This window comes from Thermosyntropha tengcongensis (assembly GCF_055381335.1).
Genome location: NZ_AP042437.1, coordinates 565,071 through 585,503, shown reverse-complemented (window position 1 = coordinate 585,503; position 20,433 = coordinate 565,071). Strand labels below are relative to the sequence as shown.

19 protein-coding genes are annotated in these 20,433 nt (G+C 44.7%); 4 read left to right on the top strand and 15 right to left on the bottom strand.

Going from position 1 to position 20,433, the window contains the following annotated elements:
• Positions 1–35 precede the first annotated feature (35 nt).
• The 4 genes from ACZ42E_RS02835 to ACZ42E_RS02820 all read right to left on the bottom strand — a co-directional run bounded on the left by ACZ42E_RS02835 (position 36) and on the right by ACZ42E_RS02820 (position 3,858).
• Complete coding sequence (locus tag ACZ42E_RS02835) at positions 36–1,607, bottom strand: DHA2 family efflux MFS transporter permease subunit (protein WP_464892946.1); 1,572 nt, start codon at positions 1,605–1,607, stop codon at positions 36–38.
• Between the two features lie 13 nt (positions 1,608–1,620).
• Positions 1,621–2,724 (bottom strand): HlyD family secretion protein, encoded by a 1,104-nt coding sequence (locus ACZ42E_RS02830; protein ID WP_464892945.1) that lies wholly within the window; start codon positions 2,722–2,724, stop codon positions 1,621–1,623.
• A complete protein-coding gene (locus ACZ42E_RS02825; protein WP_464892944.1) occupies positions 2,717–3,325 on the bottom strand; it encodes a TetR/AcrR family transcriptional regulator in 609 nt (202 codons plus the stop codon). The genes ACZ42E_RS02830 and ACZ42E_RS02825 overlap by 8 nt, the downstream gene beginning before the upstream one ends.
• Before the next feature lie 188 nt (positions 3,326–3,513).
• On the bottom strand, positions 3,514–3,858 hold the full coding sequence (locus ACZ42E_RS02820; RefSeq protein WP_464892943.1) for a hypothetical protein: 345 nt from the start codon (positions 3,856–3,858) through the stop codon (positions 3,514–3,516).
• A gap of 224 nt (positions 3,859–4,082) precedes the next feature.
• Between ACZ42E_RS02820 and fdnG the strand changes: the two genes are divergently transcribed.
• The 3 genes from fdnG to ACZ42E_RS02805 are packed head-to-tail and all read left to right on the top strand — an operon-like array spanning position 4,083 to position 8,718.
• Positions 4,083–7,241, top strand: a complete 3,159-nt coding sequence (gene fdnG / locus ACZ42E_RS02815) for a formate dehydrogenase-N subunit alpha (protein WP_464892942.1) — start codon at positions 4,083–4,085, stop codon at positions 7,239–7,241.
• A 2-nt stretch (positions 7,242–7,243) separates the two neighbouring features.
• Positions 7,244–8,038, top strand: coding sequence for a 4Fe-4S dicluster domain-containing protein (locus ACZ42E_RS02810; protein WP_464892941.1), 795 nt, complete (start codon positions 7,244–7,246; stop codon positions 8,036–8,038).
• Positions 8,038–8,718, top strand: a complete 681-nt coding sequence (locus ACZ42E_RS02805) for a formate dehydrogenase subunit gamma (RefSeq protein WP_464892940.1) — start codon at positions 8,038–8,040, stop codon at positions 8,716–8,718. Before ACZ42E_RS02810 ends, ACZ42E_RS02805 begins: the two co-directional genes overlap by 1 nt.
• A gap of 83 nt (positions 8,719–8,801) precedes the next feature.
• Here the strand turns inward: ACZ42E_RS02805 and ACZ42E_RS02800 are convergent, their stop codons facing one another.
• From ACZ42E_RS02800 to ACZ42E_RS02755, 10 genes are all read right to left on the bottom strand, one after another.
• Complete coding sequence (locus tag ACZ42E_RS02800; RefSeq protein WP_464892939.1) at positions 8,802–10,106, bottom strand: pyrimidine-nucleoside phosphorylase; 1,305 nt, start codon at positions 10,104–10,106, stop codon at positions 8,802–8,804.
• Position 10,107: 1 nt separating this feature from the next.
• Positions 10,108–11,283, bottom strand: coding sequence for a phosphopentomutase (locus ACZ42E_RS02795; protein WP_464892938.1), 1,176 nt, complete (start codon positions 11,281–11,283; stop codon positions 10,108–10,110).
• A 24-nt stretch (positions 11,284–11,307) separates the two neighbouring features.
• Positions 11,308–12,198, bottom strand: coding sequence for a site-specific tyrosine recombinase XerD (gene xerD, locus ACZ42E_RS02790; protein WP_464892937.1), 891 nt, complete (start codon positions 12,196–12,198; stop codon positions 11,308–11,310).
• Between the two features lie 54 nt (positions 12,199–12,252).
• A complete protein-coding gene (locus tag ACZ42E_RS02785) occupies positions 12,253–12,510 on the bottom strand; it encodes a hypothetical protein (protein ID WP_464892936.1) in 258 nt (85 codons plus the stop codon).
• Between the two features lie 14 nt (positions 12,511–12,524).
• Positions 12,525–13,130: a stage II sporulation protein M gene (spoIIM, locus tag ACZ42E_RS02780; RefSeq protein ID WP_464892935.1), complete on the bottom strand. Its 606-nt coding sequence runs from the start codon at positions 13,128–13,130 to the stop codon at positions 12,525–12,527.
• A gap of 187 nt (positions 13,131–13,317) precedes the next feature.
• Positions 13,318–15,237, bottom strand: a complete 1,920-nt coding sequence (locus tag ACZ42E_RS02775) for an AMP-dependent synthetase/ligase (protein ID WP_464892934.1) — start codon at positions 15,235–15,237, stop codon at positions 13,318–13,320.
• 180 nt (positions 15,238–15,417) lie between these two features.
• Entirely contained in the window at positions 15,418–16,770 is a 1,353-nt protein-coding gene (locus ACZ42E_RS02770; protein ID WP_464892933.1) for a putative manganese-dependent inorganic diphosphatase, read from the bottom strand.
• Between the two features lie 21 nt (positions 16,771–16,791).
• The gene (locus ACZ42E_RS02765; protein WP_464892932.1) at positions 16,792–17,460 is read right to left on the bottom strand and encodes a hypothetical protein; all 669 of its coding nucleotides are present in this window, start codon (positions 17,458–17,460) and stop codon (positions 16,792–16,794) included.
• Complete coding sequence (locus ACZ42E_RS02760) at positions 17,426–18,604, bottom strand: endonuclease Q family protein (protein WP_464892931.1); 1,179 nt, start codon at positions 18,602–18,604, stop codon at positions 17,426–17,428. The genes ACZ42E_RS02765 and ACZ42E_RS02760 overlap by 35 nt, the downstream gene beginning before the upstream one ends.
• 12 nt (positions 18,605–18,616) lie before the next feature.
• On the bottom strand, positions 18,617–19,159 hold the full coding sequence (locus ACZ42E_RS02755) for an NUDIX domain-containing protein (RefSeq protein ID WP_464892930.1): 543 nt from the start codon (positions 19,157–19,159) through the stop codon (positions 18,617–18,619).
• A 58-nt stretch (positions 19,160–19,217) separates the two neighbouring features.
• Between ACZ42E_RS02755 and ACZ42E_RS02750 the strand changes: the two genes are divergently transcribed.
• On the top strand, positions 19,218–19,343 hold the full coding sequence (locus ACZ42E_RS02750) for a hypothetical protein (RefSeq protein ID WP_464892929.1): 126 nt from the start codon (positions 19,218–19,220) through the stop codon (positions 19,341–19,343).
• On the opposite strand, the gene ACZ42E_RS02745 is transcribed toward ACZ42E_RS02750, so the two are convergent.
• The gene (locus ACZ42E_RS02745) at positions 19,335–20,432 is read right to left on the bottom strand and encodes a DUF3866 family protein (protein WP_464892928.1); all 1,098 of its coding nucleotides are present in this window, start codon (positions 20,430–20,432) and stop codon (positions 19,335–19,337) included. The two genes, ACZ42E_RS02750 and ACZ42E_RS02745, sit on opposite strands and share 9 nt — an antisense overlap.
• Position 20,433: the final 1 nt, after the last annotated feature.

Sequence of the window (20,433 nt, the reverse complement as noted above, 5' to 3'; positions counted from 1 at the left end):
AAAAAGAGGGCTCTTCGCCCCCTTTTAAAGCGGTTTTAGCCCGCTATCTCGCCAGCCTGCACATCTCTTGCTATCTTTTCTTTTTTATTTCTGTCCTTTAAGGTAAAAGCCAGGAAAAAAGCCAGCAGACAGAGAAGAGAAGATATAATAAAACAGTCATTTATAGCCCTTACCATCGATTCCTGAAAAATCTGCCTCCCCAGGAGGGACATGCTTATCCCCTGCATGACATCAGGAGCAAACCCGAAATGGGTCAATAAACCCGACATCCCCTGCTGCACTCCTGATATATCCGCAGGGGACAAATTTATCCCCTGAGTTATATTGGCATAATGGAAAACCTGCCTTTTCTGCATGACAGTAGTGAACATGGCAATCCCAAAAGCTGAAGATACCTGTCTTATTACATTGTTAAGCGCAGAAGCCCTTCCTACCAGATGAGGGGGAACCGTATTCATGCCTGCAGTAGTAACCGGCATAAAACAAAATCCCATGCCAAACCCCCGCAAGGTAAGCCACAGAGTCATAACGGCAAAAGGAGTTAAGGCGTTAAACCTTGCCATCATAAAAGTGGTGAAGGTTACTACCAGCAGGCCTCCTGCTACAATGCCCCTGGCCCCATAGCGGTCAAAAAGCCGCCCGCTTACCGGCATCACTATACCGGAAGCCAGAGCTGCCGGAAACATGATAAGCCCGGTTTGCATGGCAGTCTGTCCCAGCACACTCTGCATAAACAGGGGGAAAAGAAATATTACCCCGAACATTCCGATAGAAATAATCGAACCTATCACTACCGAAATGGTAAAAATATAATTTTTAAAAAGGGAAAAATCTAAAATCGGATCCGGATGTTCCAGTTCAGATAAAACCAGTATAAGAAGCGAAGTAAAAGCTATAAAAAGCAAAGTCACTATATAGGGAGAATTCCAGCCTTTGCTCCCCGCTTCTGAAAGAGCCAGCAGAAGGCAAAAAAACCCGACCGTTGAACTTATCAGACCCTTAAAATCAAATGATTTACCCTTGATAAGCCTGGTTTCCTTCAAAATCATCAGCGCCAGAAAAACATTAAGAATCCCTAAAGGAACATTTATATAAAATATAAGCCGCCAGCTTATATAATCAACCAGATAGCCTCCCAGCGTAGGCCCTACTGCAGGTGCTGCCATGGCCGCTATTCCCCACACTCCCAGAACCATACCTATACGGGAGCGGGGATAGGTGCCATAAAGGATAGCCATACCTACAGGCTGCATAAGCCCTCCGCCTAAAGCCTGAATTATGCGGGCAGCTATCATGGCTTCCAGATTCCAGGCCATACCGCATAAGGCAGAGCCTGCCACAAACAAAACCAGGGCCAAAATATAAATCCGCTTGTATCCATAACGGTCGCCCAGATAACCGCTTATCGGCATAATTATCCCCAGGGTAAGCATGTAGGCAGTAGCTATCCACTGCCCCTTTTCGGCATTAGTATTAAAAACAGCTATCATCTTGGGAAGGGCCACATTTACTATAGTGCCATCAAGAATAGCCATAAAAGTGCCTATTATAAGGACAATTACCGGTGCCCAGTCTATACGCTCTTCTAATTTTTCTACCTGTTCCACACAAAAGCCCCCTCTACCTGGAGGTTTTAATCCTGACAACTGCCGACATTCCCGGTTTTAAAACATAACCCTGTTTATTAACCTCGATTTTTACCGGCAGCAGCTGAGCTACCTTGGTAAAATTGCCGGAGGTATTTTCAACCGGCATGATGGAAAATACCGATCTGGCAGCTCCGCCCACTTCTGCCACTTTTCCTTTAAAAACCCGCCCTGGATAGGCATCAATGCGCACCTCTACATCCTGTCCCGGTTTTATCCGGCCTATTTTCTTTTCCTCAACATTGGCTGTTATCCAGGTTTTGTCCAAATCGGCAATCACAGCTATCGTCTGTCCAGCACTTATGTTTTCTCCCGGTACAAAATTAACCTTAAGCACCGTTCCTGAACAGGGAGCCTTTATAACTGTATTGTCACAATTGAACCTGGCTATCTCATAAGCAGCTCTGGCCTGCTTAAATTGAGCTTCCATAGCGGAAGCAGAAGCGGTTTGAATCGCTTTGAGCTTAGCCTCAGCATCCCGCATAGCAGCCTCTGCTGACTTGACATTGGCTTCCTGCACCTTAAGCGCCGATAAAGCCATCTCATACTTGGATTTGCTCTGCAGCCAGGTTTCTTTGGAAACAGCTCCTGCTTCATACAATTTCTCATTTTCTTCCATAAGCCTTCTGGCATCCTCCAGCGCTACCCTGGCTGATTCCAGCTGAGCCTTAGCCAGTAAAACCCCCTCTTCTGCCCTGTCTACCCCGGCCTGTGCAGACTCCAAATTCATGGGCAGCTGAAGCTGATTGGCCCTGGCTGCTTCCAGCCCGGCCTCCGCCTGCTTCAAAGCCAGCTTATACTGGTCGCTGTTCAGAGTCGCGATTATCTGCCCTTTTTCTACTGTATCCCCTTCCTTTATTTTTATCTCTTCTATTTGACCGGCAATCCTGGAGCTTATGTCGGCCATGTCAGCCGTCACTTTCGCATTTTCTGTTTCTACATAGGTGGAAGAATACTTGAACCACCAGAAACCTCCCGCAGCTGCAATGATCAAGGCTACAACCAGCACCATGAGCGCTTTTTTGCCTTTTCCATTTTTTACATTATCCTCTTCAAGTTTAAATTCCCCATTACTCACCTTTCTTCTCCTCCCTTATAAAGCCGTATAATATAACTTCATTTATCGCCTTTTTGTCATCCAGAACCGGTATTCCGCTTTTCTTTCTTCCCAAAGCCATTCCCCGCAGCATATGCTCAAGAAGAACTACCAGTTCTTCAGGCTTTCTGTTTAAAACTACCCCCTCCCCTTCAGCAGCAGTGAAAACCTGCAGTAAAACCTGGTTTTTTTCTTCACTGCATTCCCTTATGCGCCGCAAAAATTCGCCGCCCAGATCACCGTCCCATATCCTGCGCACCATGGAAAGAAAAAGCGAATTATAGGTATAGTAAAAATCATACTGAAGCTCAATAGCCTTCTCTATAGCCTTTTTCCCCTGCAAACCGGTGCATTCTGCCCGCAAGGCAGAGCACAAATCTCTTAAAGCCTGGCACAACACCTCCACCAGAATTTCCTCTTTGCTGTTAAAAATCTGATACAAGCTTGCTTTTCCCAGCTGGCTTTTCCTGGCAATGTCTTCTACAGTGACCTTTTCAAAAGACTCCTCTTTAAAAAGCTCACCTGCCACTTTAACAATAAGTTCCTTCCTGAATTCCCGCTCCAGCTCTCTGCGGTTTATCATGTCATCTCACCTTCAATACCATTTTTATACCTATCGGTTCTATTTTAGACTAACTAGTTCTGAAATGTCAACAAATGAAACAGGGGACGCTGAAACAGGGGACGCTGAAACAGGGGACGGTTCTCTGTTTCACTTTAGTGAAACAGAGAACCGTCCCCTGTTTCAGCGCCGTCCCCTGTTTCAGCCTGTTAAAACCTTGCAAACTGGGAATTTAAGACAACTGTGCCTGGAATATTCTGGCCCTTGCTTTTGCCTCCTACCCAGGGACGTACACTGGTCGAACTTGCACTTATCTGTACCTCCCAGCGTTCCAAATTGCTGGCTGGAATGTCAATGGTAGCTGCGCTTCTGGCCTGCAGGCTTATTTGCTGGGAAATCAAAAGCCTTTTGGGAGCAAAAGAAAGGTCGTAAAGCCTTACCCTGGCTGTCTGCCGGCTGGATGAATTATTAAGTATTTCGATCCTGATTTGGTCCATATCGTCACTGCTGCTTATAGGCCCGGTAGTATAATTTACGGCTGCCAATTTCATCATTCCTCTCCTAGATTTTAAGATCCTTGCTGTTTTATTTTATGTCCCAATGAAGAATAAAGTTAATTGCTGTATATTGCCATTATTTTAAATTCACTATTGTTTTGCTATCACAAAATAAGATAAAATATAATTTGTATAAAATATTTAAATATTAATTATAACTTTTATTTATTAAAATCAGTTTTTATGCTTCATAACAAGCACATGAAAGGAGAGGGTGATGGATGCAGGTTACCAGAAGACAGTTCCTGAAGGTAACCGGAGCCACTGCAGCAACTTTGGCTATTGCTGATCTTGGATTTGACACCAAAAAAGCCAAGGCTGCAGTAAAAGAACTCCGCATCAAAGATGTCACACCAGTTCCAACCGTATGCCCGTTTTGCGGTTCTGGCTGTGGTCTGGTAGTTTATGCGGAGAACAAAGAAGGCAGTGAAACCAAATTGTTAAGCGTACAGGGAGATCCTGACAATCCCGTCAACCAGGGTTGTGCCTGCCCCAAGGGTGCAGCTATGTTCAACCTGCGGGAAATCTATGATCCGCACACAGGTGAACAGATCATTAACCCCAAACGGGTCAAAAAACCCTTATACCGCGCTCCTTACAGTGAAAAGTGGGAAGAAAAAGATTGGGATTGGATGCTGGATACTATTGCCCAGAGAATTAAAGAGACCCGGGATAATAGCTTTATCCACAAGGAAAATGGCATCATAGTCAACCGCACTGAAAAGATAGCCTCTATCGGCGGTTCAGCTCTGGACAATGAAGAGTGTTATCTTTTATCGAAACTCATGCGCTCCCTGGGGGTAGTATATCTGGAAACCCAGGCCCGTCTCTGTCATTCCTCAACTGTTACCGGACTTGCTCCTTCATTTGGTCGTGGTGCCATGACCAACCATATGATTGACCTCAAGAATTCAGATGTAGTTCTGGTCATGGGCAGCAACATTGCGGAAAACCATCCTATCGGCATGAAATGGATAATGAAAGGTAAAGAAGAACGGGGAACCAAGCTGATCCATGTTGATCCTCGCTTTACCAGAACTTCTGCGGTTGCTGATATTTACTGCCCCATCCGTCCGGGTACTGACATTGCATTTATCGGCGGAATGATAAAATACATCCTGGATAACGAACTTTATCATAAAGATTACGTAGTAAATTACACCAATGCTTCTTTCCTGGTAAGAGAAGACTTTGACTTTAATGATGGCTTATTCTCTGGTTATGACCCTGCTAACCGCAAATACGACTTCACCACCTGGGACTACCAGTACGATGCCAATGGCAAAATCATAAAAGATGAAACTTTAAGCCATCCTCGCTGTGTATTCCAGCTCTTGAAGAAACATTATTCCCGCTACGACATCGATACGGTATGTAAAATAACCGGTGCCCCCAAAAACAAATACATGCAGGTTCTGGAAACCTTCTGCGCAACCGGAGCTCCTGACAAAGTAGGCACTATCTGTTATGCCATGGGTATAACCCAGCATACTGTAGGGAGCCAGAATATAAGAGCTTTTTCAATATTACAGTTTTTGCTTGGTAACATTGGCCGTCCGGGTGGCGGAATAAACGCCCTGCGCGGGGAAAACAACGTACAGGGTGCAACTGATATGGCACTCCTATTCCATGTTCTTCCATCCTATATTGATTCTCCAACTAATTCTGAAGATTATAAAGACCTGCTCTCCTATATTCGCAAAATTACTCCCGGGGCAGCCAAGCTAAAATTTAACAGCCTGGAAGAATTCCGTGAACTGGTAAAAGCAGGTATTCCTTATTCCGGCTGGAGAGTTCATACCTCCAAGTGGATTGTAAGCCTTTTGAAGGCATGGTATGGCGATGCGGCCACTCCGGAAAACGATTTTGCTTATCACTATCTGCCCAAACGGGATGACAAGAAGAACTATTCCCACATAGCTTTGTTTGAGGCCATGTACAATGGTGAAATCGAAGGCCTCATTATAAACGGCTCCAATCCGGTAGTAGGCGGACCTAATGCCAACAAAGAACAGGAAGCCTTAACCAAACTTAAATGGATGGTAGCTATTGACCTGTGGCTGACAGAAACTGCTGAATTCTGGACCTATAAAGCCTGGGATCGCCCGGTAAATAACCCGAATGTTCCCAAATACACTCCCAAAGATATTGCGACAGAAGTATTCTTCCTCCCGGCAGCTGCGGTTTATGAAAAAGAAGGAACTGCATCACAGACTGGAAGATGGGTACAGTTCCGGTGGAAAGCTGTAGAGCCGGTAGGAGAATCCAAGGCTGACCTCTGGATCTACAATGAGCTTGGCAAGAGGTTAAAGAAACTCTACGCCGGCAGCAAACGTCCGGAAGATGAGCCTATAGTAAACATGACCTGGAATTATGACAGCGAAAACGGCCATGATGAGCCCGACATCTTTAAAGTAGCCAAAGAAATCTGCGGTTATAATGTAAAAGACGGCACGCCGGTAGAAGGATTTGCCAAACTGGCCGATGACGGCAGCACCGCCTGCGGAAGCTGGATTTATTGCGGTTGTACTACATTAAAAGATGGTAAGCTGTTTTATAAATCACAAATGCGTGAAAAAGAAGACCCCTCCGGCCTCGGTTTATATCCCAAGTGGGGATGGGCCTGGCCTATGAACCGCAGGATTCTTTACAACCGCTGCTCCGTACAGCCGGACGGCATAACCCCATGGCCGGGAGATGAAAATAGACGCTTGGTATGGTGGGATGGCACTAAAGGTGAATGGACAGGTGTAGATGTTCCCGACTTCATAAAAACAGTCGGCCCCGACAATCCGGCTTTCAAAGATCCGTTCATCATGCGCCCGGAAGGAAAAGGCTGCATATTTGCCGCAAAAGGCAGCATAAAAGACGGTCCTTTCCCTGAACATTATGAGCCATGGGAAAGCCCGGTAGCCAATATGCTCAACAGTCAGCCTTTAAACCCGGCAGCCAAGGTTTGGGAACCGGATAAACAAGGCAGTGCCGATAAATATCCTATTGTTGCAACTACCTACCGCGTAGTTGAACACTGGCAGGCTGGAGCTTTAACCCGCAATCTGCCCTGGCTGGCAGAGCTTATGCCCAATATGTTTGTAGAAATAAGTGAAGAACTGGCCAAAGCAAAAGGTATAAGAAACGGTGATGAAGTCATCATATCTACTGCCCGCGGCGATGTTAAGGCTATTGCCTGCGTAACCAAACGTATTAAACCCCTGTCATTAGCAGGTAAAAAAGTACATCAAATAGCTATGCCCTGGCATTTTGGATTTAACGGCTACGCAACAGGTGACCCGGCTAACCGCTTGACTCCGCATATAGGCGATGCTAATGCTGTCTGTCCTGAATACAAGGCATGGCTGTGCGATATAAGGAGGGCTTAGGTATGGCAAACATGACTAACCTTTATGATACAAGCAAATGTACTGCCTGCCGCGCTTGTCAGGTAGCCTGCAAAAACTGGAACCAGCTGCCGGCAGTAATCGAACCTTTCAAAGGCAATTACCAGACCCATGAAGATACTAATGGTGACACCTATACTATAGTCCGCATGATGGAATATGAAGACCCGGTAGACGGCGTACAGTGGAAATTCCTTAAATATCAATGTATGCACTGTTCAGACCCGGCATGTATGAAAGTATGCCCCCGGGGAGCTTATACTAAAACCGAATGGGGAGCAACCATCCATGATCCGGATAAATGCATAGGCTGTCAATACTGCAGTTATGCCTGCCCCTTCCATATACCTAAATATCGCAAACGTGAAGACATAGTCGCTAAATGCACCTTATGCGCAGATCGGGTAGAAGCAGGTCTTACACCAGCCTGCGCAGCTACCTGCGCCCCCGGAGCTTTAATGTTTGGAGATCGTGACGAACTCCTGCAGTATGCAGAAGAAAGGGTTAAATATTTAAGAGCCAATGGCTATCCCAATGCCACTATCTATGGGAAAACAGAGCTGGGAGGGCTTAACAAAATATATATCTTAACAGATACTCCTGACAAGTTTGGTCTGCCTGTCAATCCGCAGGTGGCTGAAAGTGTTGGCTTCTGGCAGAATATTGTACAGCCTTATTTTGGCTGGCTAATACCATTGGCTCTGGCTGGTTCAGCTGTAAGTTTCGTAACTACCCGCATTTTAGCCAACAAGCATAAGGATGAAGGGGGGCATGAATAATGCAGCTTTTAACCGAATATCGTGAAGATGTGGAGAGAGTGGAAAGGTTTAACTTTGTATCTCGCTTAACCCACTGGGGACATACTGTAACCTTTTTACTCTGCCTTTTCACCGGGCTGGTACTGTTTTTAGACGGGGTAGACTGGCTGGCTGCCATATTCGGCGGCTACCGGGGAGCCGGTCTGGTGCATAGAATATCAGCAGTATTCATGACTTTATTCATAATAATATTTGTAGTATTTAACTTCAAAGTCATGGTTAACTGGATAAAAGACATCCTGCGTTTTGGCAAAAATGACATAATATTTGTCATGAAATTCCCGTTAGAGTTTTTGGGATTTGAGGTAAAAATGCCGCCCCAGACCAAATTCAACGGAGGAGAAAAAGGGAACTCCATTATCACCCCTACCTGTGTAATACTGCTGGTGCTCAGCGGATATATAATGTGGTTTCCATCAGCTTTTTCTCCCGGTCTGGTAAGGATAGCCTATCCTGTTCATGATATAGCTATGATCCTCTCAACCTGTATGGTATGCATGCACGGATATTTAGGTTCTTTCCATCCTGGCTCCGGTGAATCTTTCTGGGGTATGTGGAAAGGTACCGTAAGAGCAGATTGGGCTAAACATCACCATGCTATATGGTATGAAGAAACTTATGGTGAAAAAAAGGCTGAATGAAAACTACATGTTAAATCAAAAATTTTTATACTCCCAGTAAAAATAAACGGGACCACAAGAATCGATACCTGTGGTCCCGTTTTTCACTCAATAACTGCTATTACTAGAGGTTTTACCACACAGGGGCTTGCTTCTATTTTATAAGCCTTTAAAACTTCTTCCGCTGCCTCCCGTCCCTTGTCTTCACTGTTAGCATGTACCACCGCCAGCACCTCGCCTTTTTCCGCTCTATCCCCTGTCTTCTTATTCAGCTCAATACCTACGGCATGGTCTATCCTGTCCCCTATCTTTTCTCTCCCGGCTCCCAGATGCATGGCAGTATGGCCTATCATGTAAGCATCCAGCCCTGTAATATATCCAGCCCTGTCAGATAAAACCTCATATTTAAACCTGGCTTCAGCAAGGCCATAATCCTCACGGCTTAAATCAATTTTTCCTCCCTGGGCTTCTACCATTTCCAGAAACTTGTCAAGTCCCTTCCCTGAAGCCAGCACTTCCTTTACTTTATCCAGAGCCTTGTTTAAATCTCTTTCTTTTTCGCCCAGAATGAGCATATGGCTGGCCAGCAGTACACAGAGCTCTTCCAAATCAGAAGGCCCCTTCCCTTTAAGGGTATCTATCGCTTCCCTGACTTCCAGGGCATTTCCTATCATTCTTCCCAGAGGTTCATCCATGCTGCTTATAACTGCCCGCACCTGGCGGCCAGCACCTTTGCCTATCCTGACCATAAGCTCGGCAAGCTTTACTGCCTCATCGGCTTTTTGCATAAATGCACCTTTGCCGGCTTTTACATCAAGCAAAATCCCTTCTGCTCCAGAAGCCAGCTTTTTGCTCATTACACTGGAGGCTATAAGGGGAATGCTCTCCACCGTAGCCGTAACATCCCTTATCGCATAAAGCTTTTTGTCAGCCGGCACCAGATTGCCAGTCTGGGAAATAACTGCTGCCCCGATTTTATTTACCTGGGAGATAAAATCCCTGTAATCCATTTCTACCCGAAAGCCAGGGATAGATTCAAATTTATCAATAGTCCCCCCGGTATGCCCAAGCCCCCTTCCTGACATTTTGGCTACCGGCACCCCCAGGGCAGACACCAGAGGAAGAACAATCATGGTCGTTTTATCCCCCACCCCTCCGGTGCTGTGTTTATCCACAGTTTTGCCGGCAATGCCTGACAGGTCAACAACTTCTCCTGAATTGGCCATGGCAATCGTCAGGTCAGTTGTTTCTCTCTCATTCATGCCCTGAAAGTAAATAGCCATAGCCAGAGCCGCTATCTGGTAATCAGGCATACTCCCATCACTTATGCCTTTTACCAGAAAATCTATCTCTTCTTTTTTCAGTTCCCTGCCATCCCGCTTGGCGCGAATAATATCTACATAATTCATTTTAACACCTCACCAAAGCATAAAAACTTTCTCCAGCCAGGCTCCTGTCCACCTTTACTTCAAGGTGTTCAGCCACTGTTTGGCCTGCATCAGCAAAGCTTTTCCTTATCCCCAGGTTTACATTTTTCTTAAGCTTTCTGCCATATACCAGAAGCGGCACCTGTTCCCGGGTATGGTCAGTCCCTGGAGTAGTAGGGTCACAGCCGTGGTCAGCAGTTATAACCAGCATGTCATCATCTTTCATATTATCCTGTATTTCCGGCATCCTCCGGTCAAATTCCTCCAAAGCCCTGGCATAACCTTCCGCATCATTGCGATGGCCATAAAGCTGGTCAAAATCTACCAGATTGACAAAAATAAGGCCGCTAAAATCCTCAGTCAAGACTTCAAGCAGCCTGTCCACCCCTTCCCGGTTGCTGCCGGTGGGATAAGACCTGCTGACTCCGCGTCCAGCAAAAATATCTTTAATCTTTCCTATTCCTACCACTTCTCTCCCCTGTTCCAGCATAAAATCCAGGATATTTTTCTTCGGTTCTAACGCATAATCATGGCGGTTGGCAGTACGGTAAAAGCTCCCCGGCTCTCCCCTAAAAGGGCGGGCAATAACCCGTCCCACATTATGTTCGCCGGTAAGTATCTCGCGGGCAATCCTGCACATTTCATAAAGTTCTTCCAGGGGAATAACTTCTTCATGAGCTGCAATCTGAAAAACACTGTCAGCTGAAGTATAGACAATGGGATATCCGGTTTTCATGTGCTCTTCTCCCAGCATCTTTATAATCTCGGTCCCGGAAGCTGCTATATTGCCTAAAACCTTGCGGCCAATCCTTTTTTCAAATTCTTTTATAATTTCATCCGGGAAACCATCCGGATAGGTAGGAAAAGGCTTTTCAGTTACTATCCCCATCATCTCCCAGTGCCCGGTAGTCGTATCTTTTCCCTTTGACATCTCCTGCATTATGCCATAAGCTCCAAAAGCCTTCTCTACCGGCGCAACGCCTTCGATGCTGGCCAGATTTCCCAAACCCATAGCTCTCAAATGAGGAAGATTAAGCCCTCCCACCCGGCGCGAAATATTGACCAGCGTATTTACCCCTTTATCCCCATATATTTCGCTATCCGGCATTTCTCCGATACCTGCGCTGTCCAGTACGATAATAACCGCTCTTTTTCCCATATGTTTTCCTCCTCATTTCTCCGTTTAAGCCCGGGGATGACACCGGTTGTATATCTCACGCAGCCGGCTGGTAGTAAGATGGGTATATATCTGGGTAGTAGATATGTCAGCATGTCCCAGCAATTCCTGTACCACTCTCAAATCAGCCCCATTTTCCAGAAGATGGGTAGCAAAAGAATGCCTCAAGGTATGAGGGGTTACCTCTTTTCTTATCCCTGCCTTTTCGGCATAGCGGGACAAAATCTTGAAGAAACCCTGCCGGCTCATCCTCTTTCCATTAGCATTTACAAACAAACTCTTTTCTAAATGGTTTTTAATCAAAAAATTGCGCGCCTTTACAAGATACCTCTGCACCCAGTCCAATGCCGTTTTATTTACCGGCACTATCCTTTCCTTGCTTCCTTTGCCCAAACACCTCAAAAAGCCTGCTGTCATATTTATATCATCTAATTTAAGTGCAAGCAGCTCGGATACCCTTACGCCTGTTCCATACATAAGTTCAAGCATGGCCCTATCCCTTATGCCCAGCAGTGTTAGAACATCAGGCTGCTGCATAAGCTGGTTAATCTCGTCCACACTTAAAACCGACGGCAGTTTGCGCTTTATCCTGGGAGTTTCCAGATTGGTGGTAGGGTTTTTTTCTATATACCCTTCCATCTGCAAAAACTTGTAAAAAGACTTTAAACAGGAAAGGCTGCGGGCAACTGAAGTATGGGCCAGTCCATTATCCAGCTGCCAGCCCAGAAACTCCAGGATATCATCTCTGCCTACTGCTTCCATTTTATTCAATAGCCCTTTTTTATCCAAAAAAGCATAAAACTTTTCTAAATCCCGCCGGTAAGCAGCTACCGAATTAGAGGACAAGCCTTTCTCATAGGTAAGGTATTCAATAAAAAGGTCCTTATACTTTTCCATAATTCTCTCCTGAAGTTTTCTTTTTAATTTTGACATGAGGAGAGTATTATCCTGCTAATCTTCATAATAAAACTCCTGCAGGTTGAAAACCAGGCTGTCTATTATCTGGTCAAAACGGCTCCCTTTTTCGTTTTCTACCCGCATAGGATTGCCGGTAGGCCTTTCTTCATCAAAAAAGTTATTCCATACTGGAATCACATCCTTTAGACTGCCTGCCAGATAAGGCACTGCCAGGGCAAACGCTATTATAAGGATTATTACGGTAATGAATTTTAACAGTTTCTTTTTAAAATCCCTGATTATAATTATCACCAGTTTCACCCCCTTTAAAAGATCAGATTTACTATCCAGGGAACAAAATATGCTTCTATAAAAGCTCCCACGGCAATAAAAAGCAAAATGCCCAAAAACATCAAGGTATAGACAGTTATCCCTTTAAGCAGAGGTATAGACTTTAACCTATCCCCGGCCAGTATATAAAATGAAAAGTTGAGGGCTATAACCGACCATACAAGAAAAGCCGGTATATATACCAGATTCTGCGGCAAAACAGACAAGATGGCTATTATAATCCCATTTCCCCCTTTTTCATGAATAAGAAACCCGGTCGTAAAGCCTAAAGCAAATCCCCGCAGGAATACAGCAGCCAGAATCAGGGGAAAGCCAATCACGGTAAGCCCTGAAAACCATATGATTAGCGCCATTTCTGTTTGATTGGCAAAAGCTTTTAAAAACAGGTCATGTTGTTTTATATCCCCGCTGTAGTCTATGTATTTATCTACCAGTTCCAGAAGATACCCTCTCACCCCCCCTTCCAGGCTGGCTGATTTATAGCTGCCGGCTATTATGCCCAGCAGCAAAACTGCTAAAATAACCAGATATTTAAGGGTATTATCTTTTACATGGTTTTTAAACATCTCCTTTAAGCGCATATATATCTCCTTAAAAACTGATGATTGAAAATTCTATAACAAAAAAACCTTCTTACCTGTCTTAAAAAATAATATTTTTAAAACTATAACTTTATGCCCGCAAACCTGTTTGGCTTAAAAACCATAAAAAAAGCGGCTCTTTTTTATAAAAACCGAGAGCCGCTTATTTCCAATAAATTTTTCAGGGTTATTTCTTCTTGCTGTACATATTTTCAATCACATCGGCATAATGCTCAAGAATGACCCGTTTTTTGGCTTTTTGCGTAGGAGTAAGCTCTCCATTTTCTTCCGTAAAGCGCCGTTTAATAATGGTGTACTGTTTTATCAGTTCAAACTCTTCCAGCTGGCTGTTCACTTCTTTTACAGCTTCCTCTATCATTTCTTTCAGGAGAGGCTGGTTTATAAAATCTTCCCCGACTTCTACACAAATCTGAGCCCCGTTAATTTCAGAATATACCACTTTGCTCTTATCGTAACTTATGCCTTCCCGCTCGAAAAGCTCCATAAAATAGGCAAAATTGGGGACAATCAGTGCCGATATGTAGTTGCGTTCATCCCCGATTACAAAAACCTGTTCTACCGCTATGCTGGTGGCAAAAAGGCTCTCAATCTTGGCAGGAGCCACATTTTTACCAATAGCCAGGCATATAATCGCTTTCTTGCGGTCAACAATGCGGTAATAGCCGTTTTCATCAATTACCCCGATATCTCCCGTTTTAAACCAGCCATCTTCGGTAAATGCTTCTTTTGTCTCTTCCGGCTTATTCAAATAGCCTACAAATAAGCCAGCCCCACTAACTTCAATCTCTCCATCCGGTGCCAGCCTTACCCGGGAGCCGTTAGCCTCCGGACCTACTGTACCCGGCTTGGCAGCCAGCATAGGATTATAGGTCACTGCTGAAGTAGTTTCCGTAAGGCCATACCCTTCCAAAACCGGTATGCCAACGATGTAGAAAAACTTCAAAAGGTCCGGAGAAATCCCGGCACTGGCCGAAAAGGCAAAACGCATACGGTTGCCGAAAAGACCTCTAACTTTGGCAAAAAGCTTGTCGGCTATACTGTATTTTATCCTTAATCCCAGGGGAAGCTTTGACTTAAGGTCAAACTCCCAGGTCATGTTATACCTTCCATACTTATCCATACGGTACTTTACCGCTTCTTCCCCTACCTTCAAAGCCCAGTCAAAAAGCTTTTTCTTCAAGGGGCTTAATGCCAGCTGCTGCTGGAACTGCATGTATATCCTTTCATAAAGCCGGGGAACACAGCTGAACCAGGTAGGATTATACTTTTTCATATCCTCCAGCAGGGTAGCCGGGCTGTCAGCATAAGCAATAGTCGCCCCTACCCATATGGCTATCCATTGTGAACAGCCGCGGTCAAAAATGTGGGATAAAGGCAGGAAAGAAAGCACCCTGTCGTTTTCATCCAGAGGATGACCGCTTACATTAAAATATTCATAAGTGCCATCCATGCGGGAAGAAAAACTCCAGTGGCTTAATATAGCCCCTTTTCCCTGTCCGGTAGTCCCGGAAGTATAAAGTATGGTAGCCCAGTCTTCCATCTGGTTGCTCTGCCAGCGCCTGTCATATTCTTGCTTATTTTTAATAAAATTCTGCCGTCCCAGCTCTACAAGTTCCCCCAAACTCATAACCATAGGATGGCTGCTCTTATAATACATATTGAGCATGATTATTTTTTGCAGAGAAGGCATGGCAGAAATTCCCGGCAAAATGCGGTTCAGTATATTTTCATCCCCAACAAAAAGGTACCTGCTTTCTGAATCATTTATTATATAGGTTACTTCCTGCAAGGAAAGGGTAGGATAAATAGTTACCAAAACCCCTCCACAGTTTATGACCGCCACATCAGCGTGAGTCCAGTAAGGGCTGTTTCTGGCCATTATGGCAACCCGTTCGCCTTTGTTAAGCCCCAGGCTGAGCAGCCCGCTGGCAATAAGCTCTACCCTATCTGCCATCTCCCTCCAGGTGAAACTGCCCCCATTGTCCCCTCCATATAAATCGGGGTTAAATACCTGTGCCGTACGTTCCGGAAAGCTGTTCACCGTGTTATAAAAAGCCTGGCTCATAGTTAGGTTTTTCTTGTACATCACATTACCCTCCCCAAAAATACTTTTCCATATATCCCCAAATATGCCTAATATTACGATACAAAATATTCTACGACGAATATTTGTATTTATAAATATTTTACTATGCTATGTTTATTATTGCAATAAAAAATATAACAGCTGTTCGGTAGCCAGCTGTTATATATATTACATGGGCTATTAAATTATATTGGCCTTGCGCAATGCTTCATATAAAACAGGAACCACCTGTTTTTTGCGCGACATCACGCCTTTTAAAAATATGCTTCCCTCAAGGTTCCTGTTGCCAAATGCCTGTTCCACAATAAAGCTTTTTTCACCGCTTATTATAAGTTCAGTCGCCTCTTCCATAATATCCGTAACCATCAGGCACATAAACGCATAATTGCGTTTACTGCATATCTCTTCCATGGTTTTTACAAGGTTCTTTTTGCGCCTGGAAAACTTTTCAAAATCCAGGGTTTCCACCTGGGATATGGCAAAAACGGTATTCCCGCTTTTATACTCCTTTAAGTCTTCATTCAAAAGCTCTTCATCACTTAAACGTTCCAGGTGGTCGCTGTTGTTGAACATCCTTTTTCCCCATTCCAGAAGGTCAAGCCCGGAAAATTCACCAAGCTTTTCGGCAACACGCCGATCCTTCTCCGTAGTAGTAGGGGATTTAAAAATCATGGTGTCAGATAAAATTCCTGATAACATAAGGGCAGCCAGCCTATCAGTTATATACATCCTGTTTTCCAGAAACATGCTTCCTATAAGGGTACAGGTGGAGCCTACCGGTTCATTGCGGAAATAAATGGGGGAAATAGTCTCCACATCGCCAATCCGGTGATGGTCAACCACTTCCAGGACTTCCGCTTCCTCAATGCCGTTTACCGCCTGCTTTCGTTCATTATGGTCAACCAGTATAAGCTTTTTCCGTTTCATAGCCAGGAGGTTGTGCCGGGATATCATCCCCAGATAGCGGTTGTTTTCATCAACTACCGGGTAATTGCGGTAGCGGGTAGAAAGCATCATTTTCTTAACTTCACTTACGAGTTCATCTTTCTCAAAAAGTACCAGTTCCCTGGTTTTCATAATATCTGCCACTTTATAATTGAATATCTCCCTCAAAACGCGGGGGCTTTCCTCTATATCCCTTCCCCCTCCCAGGTGATCCATGAAAATCATGGCCAGGTCGCCAATAGTCAAAAGTCCCAGAAACTTGCGGTCTTCATCTAAAACTGGCATGGTTTTTATATCATATCTGCGCATGATGTTAGCCAGTTCCATTATGCTCATATCAGCAGTAGCATATATTATATCCCTGTCTTCCAGAAGGTCTTCCGCGGTAGTGTATACATTTTCCAGCACCAGGGGAGGTTCAAACTGGAGTTCATGCAAAAGGGAAATTATATCATCATTTAATTCTCCTGCTGCCGCTGCCACATATATCCCTTCATCGGTGGCCTGTTTATAAACCTTATAGCTTATAGCCGCAGCTACTGAATCTATATCAGGATTTTTATGCCCTACCACATATATCGGCTTCAATAAATACTACCCCCTTTTGAATTATTTATAAGTTCCGGTCAGCAGAAGGTTGGCAATAAACTGGGCAGCCAATACATCCTCCAGAGAGTTTCTGCTGGCCGCAACTACCGCAATGCCTGTATTGTCAGGACGCAGGTTGTCCAAAGCCCTCCTGACGGCCGCCACGGCAGGTTCCAGGCCTTTTTTGTAAAGGGTTCTGGCAACTGTTCCGGTTATTACCTGCCTGGTTTCCACAAAAGCGGCATCATAGGCAACCCCTCCCGTATCAGTAACGGCCACTACTACCTTATCCTTCATATCTGCCAGCTTGGGAGTTTCCGCTCCTATATTGGGGATTACTGCCTCAATAATACCCTTTTCACTTTCTATTCCTTTTATAACCTTGCTGCAGCGGGCAATACGTTCCTGTTCGGTACCAATGCGCGGTTCAGCCACTATTATTACCCCCCGGTTCCTTTCCCGGGCTAACCTTCCCGCTTCTTTGCCAATTTTTTCAGGCATTACAGGAACCGGTGCCCTGGTAAAATCCGGACTGGCTCCCAAAACAGCATAAGCCCCTGCCTCCATGGCGCTTTCCAGGGTAGTCGACATATCGATTACATCCACTATCATGACCAGCATGCCTTCCCTGGCAGCCTCTTTTGCCCCGCTGGCATCAGTAGTCGTTATTATCCGGGGCGATTTTACCATAATATCCTCCGCCTCCTGGTAAAATATTAAGCTTCCCTTCTCTCATCCTTTTAATCATTTCTGCTGTCTTTTCTCCCGCTATCTTTTTTATCTCTTCAATATCCGCCTTTTCCGTTATTTCTATTTCACTGGCATAAAAGCGCAGCAATTTTTCTACCGTTTTTTGGCCTATAAAAGGCAGTTCTTTCAAGGGTACCCGGTATCGGTAAGGAGGCCTTCCCACTGGATGATGAGGTATATCATAATCTTTTATCTCATGAATGCGGTCCCATACCCCTTTTACCAGATTTTTGTCTCCTCCACATAAAGGGCATCTTAAAACCGGAGGGGGTTCATCGGCAATCTTTTTGCAATCCGGGCAGAAGCTGCGGTGATATTTCCCCATCCTGGGATCCATCCCGTAATTGGCTTTTATCCTGCGCCCCTCCTTTTCTTCCAGGCACATACAGAGTTCATCAAAATTCAAGTCCTGCATGGAAAAAAGGTTGTATTCTCTTCCTATATTGGCTGAAGAATGGGCATCGGAATTAGATAAAAAAACAAAATTATGCGTTTCTTCCAGCATATCTGCCATGTCAGTATCAGCACTAAGCCCAAGTTCAAGGGCTTTTATCTTTTTTATATCCCTTCCCAGTATATTAAAAAGCCGGTCAGTAACTGTCCCGTATATTCCCTTATGAGGGGTAAAGGCATGGGCAGGGCACAGAAAACCGGAAAGCAAAAAGGCAAGGTTAAGCAGTTCAGCCAGGCCTGCGGTACACTTCTGGGTAGAAAGATTTAAGTTTTTAATCTTCTTTTCCATATATTTCTGATAACGGTAAAGGCTTTCCAGATAGGGAAGGTAAATTACTACATGGGCTCCTTCCCGGGTTTCTACCTCACAGCCAGCAACAAGCATAACCCCGTTTTTGGCTATAAACCCGCCCCGGGAATGTTCTCTTAAATCCCCATTTTTGAGCATATCCTCTATTTCCGATAAGACCAGGGGACTTCCCGCATCTACTATCCCTACTATATCAAGCCCCTTAATTTTGGCATCATTAAATATAATCTTTCGCAGGTCAAGTTCCCGGGAAGCAGTAATCTTAACCGGTTTTCCCTGTGCACGGCCTATATGTATGTGCAGATCTCCAAAATACAGCACTGCAAGTCCTCCCTAAAATTTACAGCCTGTTCGGGACTTAACCCACTGTATGCCTATAATGCTTTTGGCATCCATTATCTCACCTTTTGTCACCATTTCATAAGCTCTATCGAAAGGAATAACTTCTACCTCCACAAACTCATCCTCATCAAGCTGCAGAGCACCCTGCCTAAGTCCTGTTGCCAGAAAAAGATGGATCTTTTCATCAGTAAAACCGGGAGCAGTATAAAAAGCAGCAAGTTTTTCCCAGCATTCAGCCGTAAGCCCGGTTTCTTCCTTTAACTCCCTTTTGGCCGCTTTTAAGGGCTCTTCCCCTTCATCACCAAGTATCCCGGCCGGAATTTCTAACAGGGCTTTTTCTACCGGTTTTCTATACTGCCGCACCATATAAATATTATTTTGTTCATCCAAAGCCACTACCGCTACCGCTTCTTTATGCTTTACTATCTCCCGGGTGCTCTCTTTTCCATCAGGCAAAAGTACTGTATCCACATTTAGCTGGACAATCCTTCCCTTAAATATAACTTCCGTCTTTACCGTTTTTTCTTCCAGCATAAAAAACCTCCTGCATATTTTTTCCAATAACGCATAAACTGATTATGAGGTGATGCAGATGAATATGATAGTACAAAAAAAAGGCATAATCTATCTGGGAAAAATCAAGGACTTACCTTATCTCTTTTCCGGCTATCCACCCCATATAACTTTGTCTGAGTTCATAAGGCTCAATCTAAACTAGCCTTACCCTGTTCAAAGGCTGGTGGTTTAGCATCTTTATAGCTGCTGCGGCAGAGGCTCCCAGGGATAGGAAAAATTCTTTTTCCTCTGCAAGTCCTCTTCCCATGGTAGTTATATTTATTTCGGCCTGTTCAAGTATCTCAAATATATCACTGCCGTCTTCCAGGCAAATCTGGTAGCGGTCCCACAGGCCGTTTATTCTCAACTGCTCAAATATATAGGATATTTTTTCTTCATCCATAACCGGGAGAGGTAGAACAGCTTCAACCCTGCATACGCGCGAAAGAACAGTCAAGGTATGATGGCTTAGGCCCCTGTGCCGCTCCCGGGGATCGGCAAAACTTATGCGGGGGACACATACAGGCAGGCCTTTAAGGGTTTCTACGGCATTAAGTATTTCTCCCTGCTCAATTCCTGTAAATCCCCATTTGGTGCCGGTTCCCACTATACCCGGGCCCATGCTTACAATAATAACATCCGGGTTAAATACTTCCCCGGCTGCCAGAAGCCCGGAATATATGTTGACAGCTTCCAGGTCGCCTCCAAAAGCATGGCCCACCGTAACCGTACCTGATAAAAACCCTTTTTCTTTCAGATAGTTTACCGTGTGGCTGAAATATAAAGGAAGTGCTGCCCCATCTGTCATCACATAAGCAGTTTTAAAACCTGCTGAAGCAAGCTTCAGGCAGAGAGGTGCCAGCATGGAATGCAGGGTAGCAACCAGTACCGGGGTATTATCCAGGCTGTCCCGGTTTTTAATCCTTTCATGATAAGGGCTGGCTTCTTCTTCTACACTTAATACCTTGAGCTGCATAGGGGTATACCTCAGTTTCATAATATGCCCCCCCGGAGTTAAATCTTTTTCCGGGCAGCTCAAGTTGGCCATAATGTAGTGATATCCTCCGCTTCCCAGCTGCAAAGAAACTGCAGTGGTATTTAAAAGCACCTCATCACCAGGATTTACTTCTCCCACCAGATCAGGATAAGCTATGCACTTTTCCTCTCTGGCATCTATTATGACTTTAAATCCTTTAATCCCCCTGCGGGCAAACAGTTCTTCCTTTATAACCCCTTTTTTTATCTCTATCATA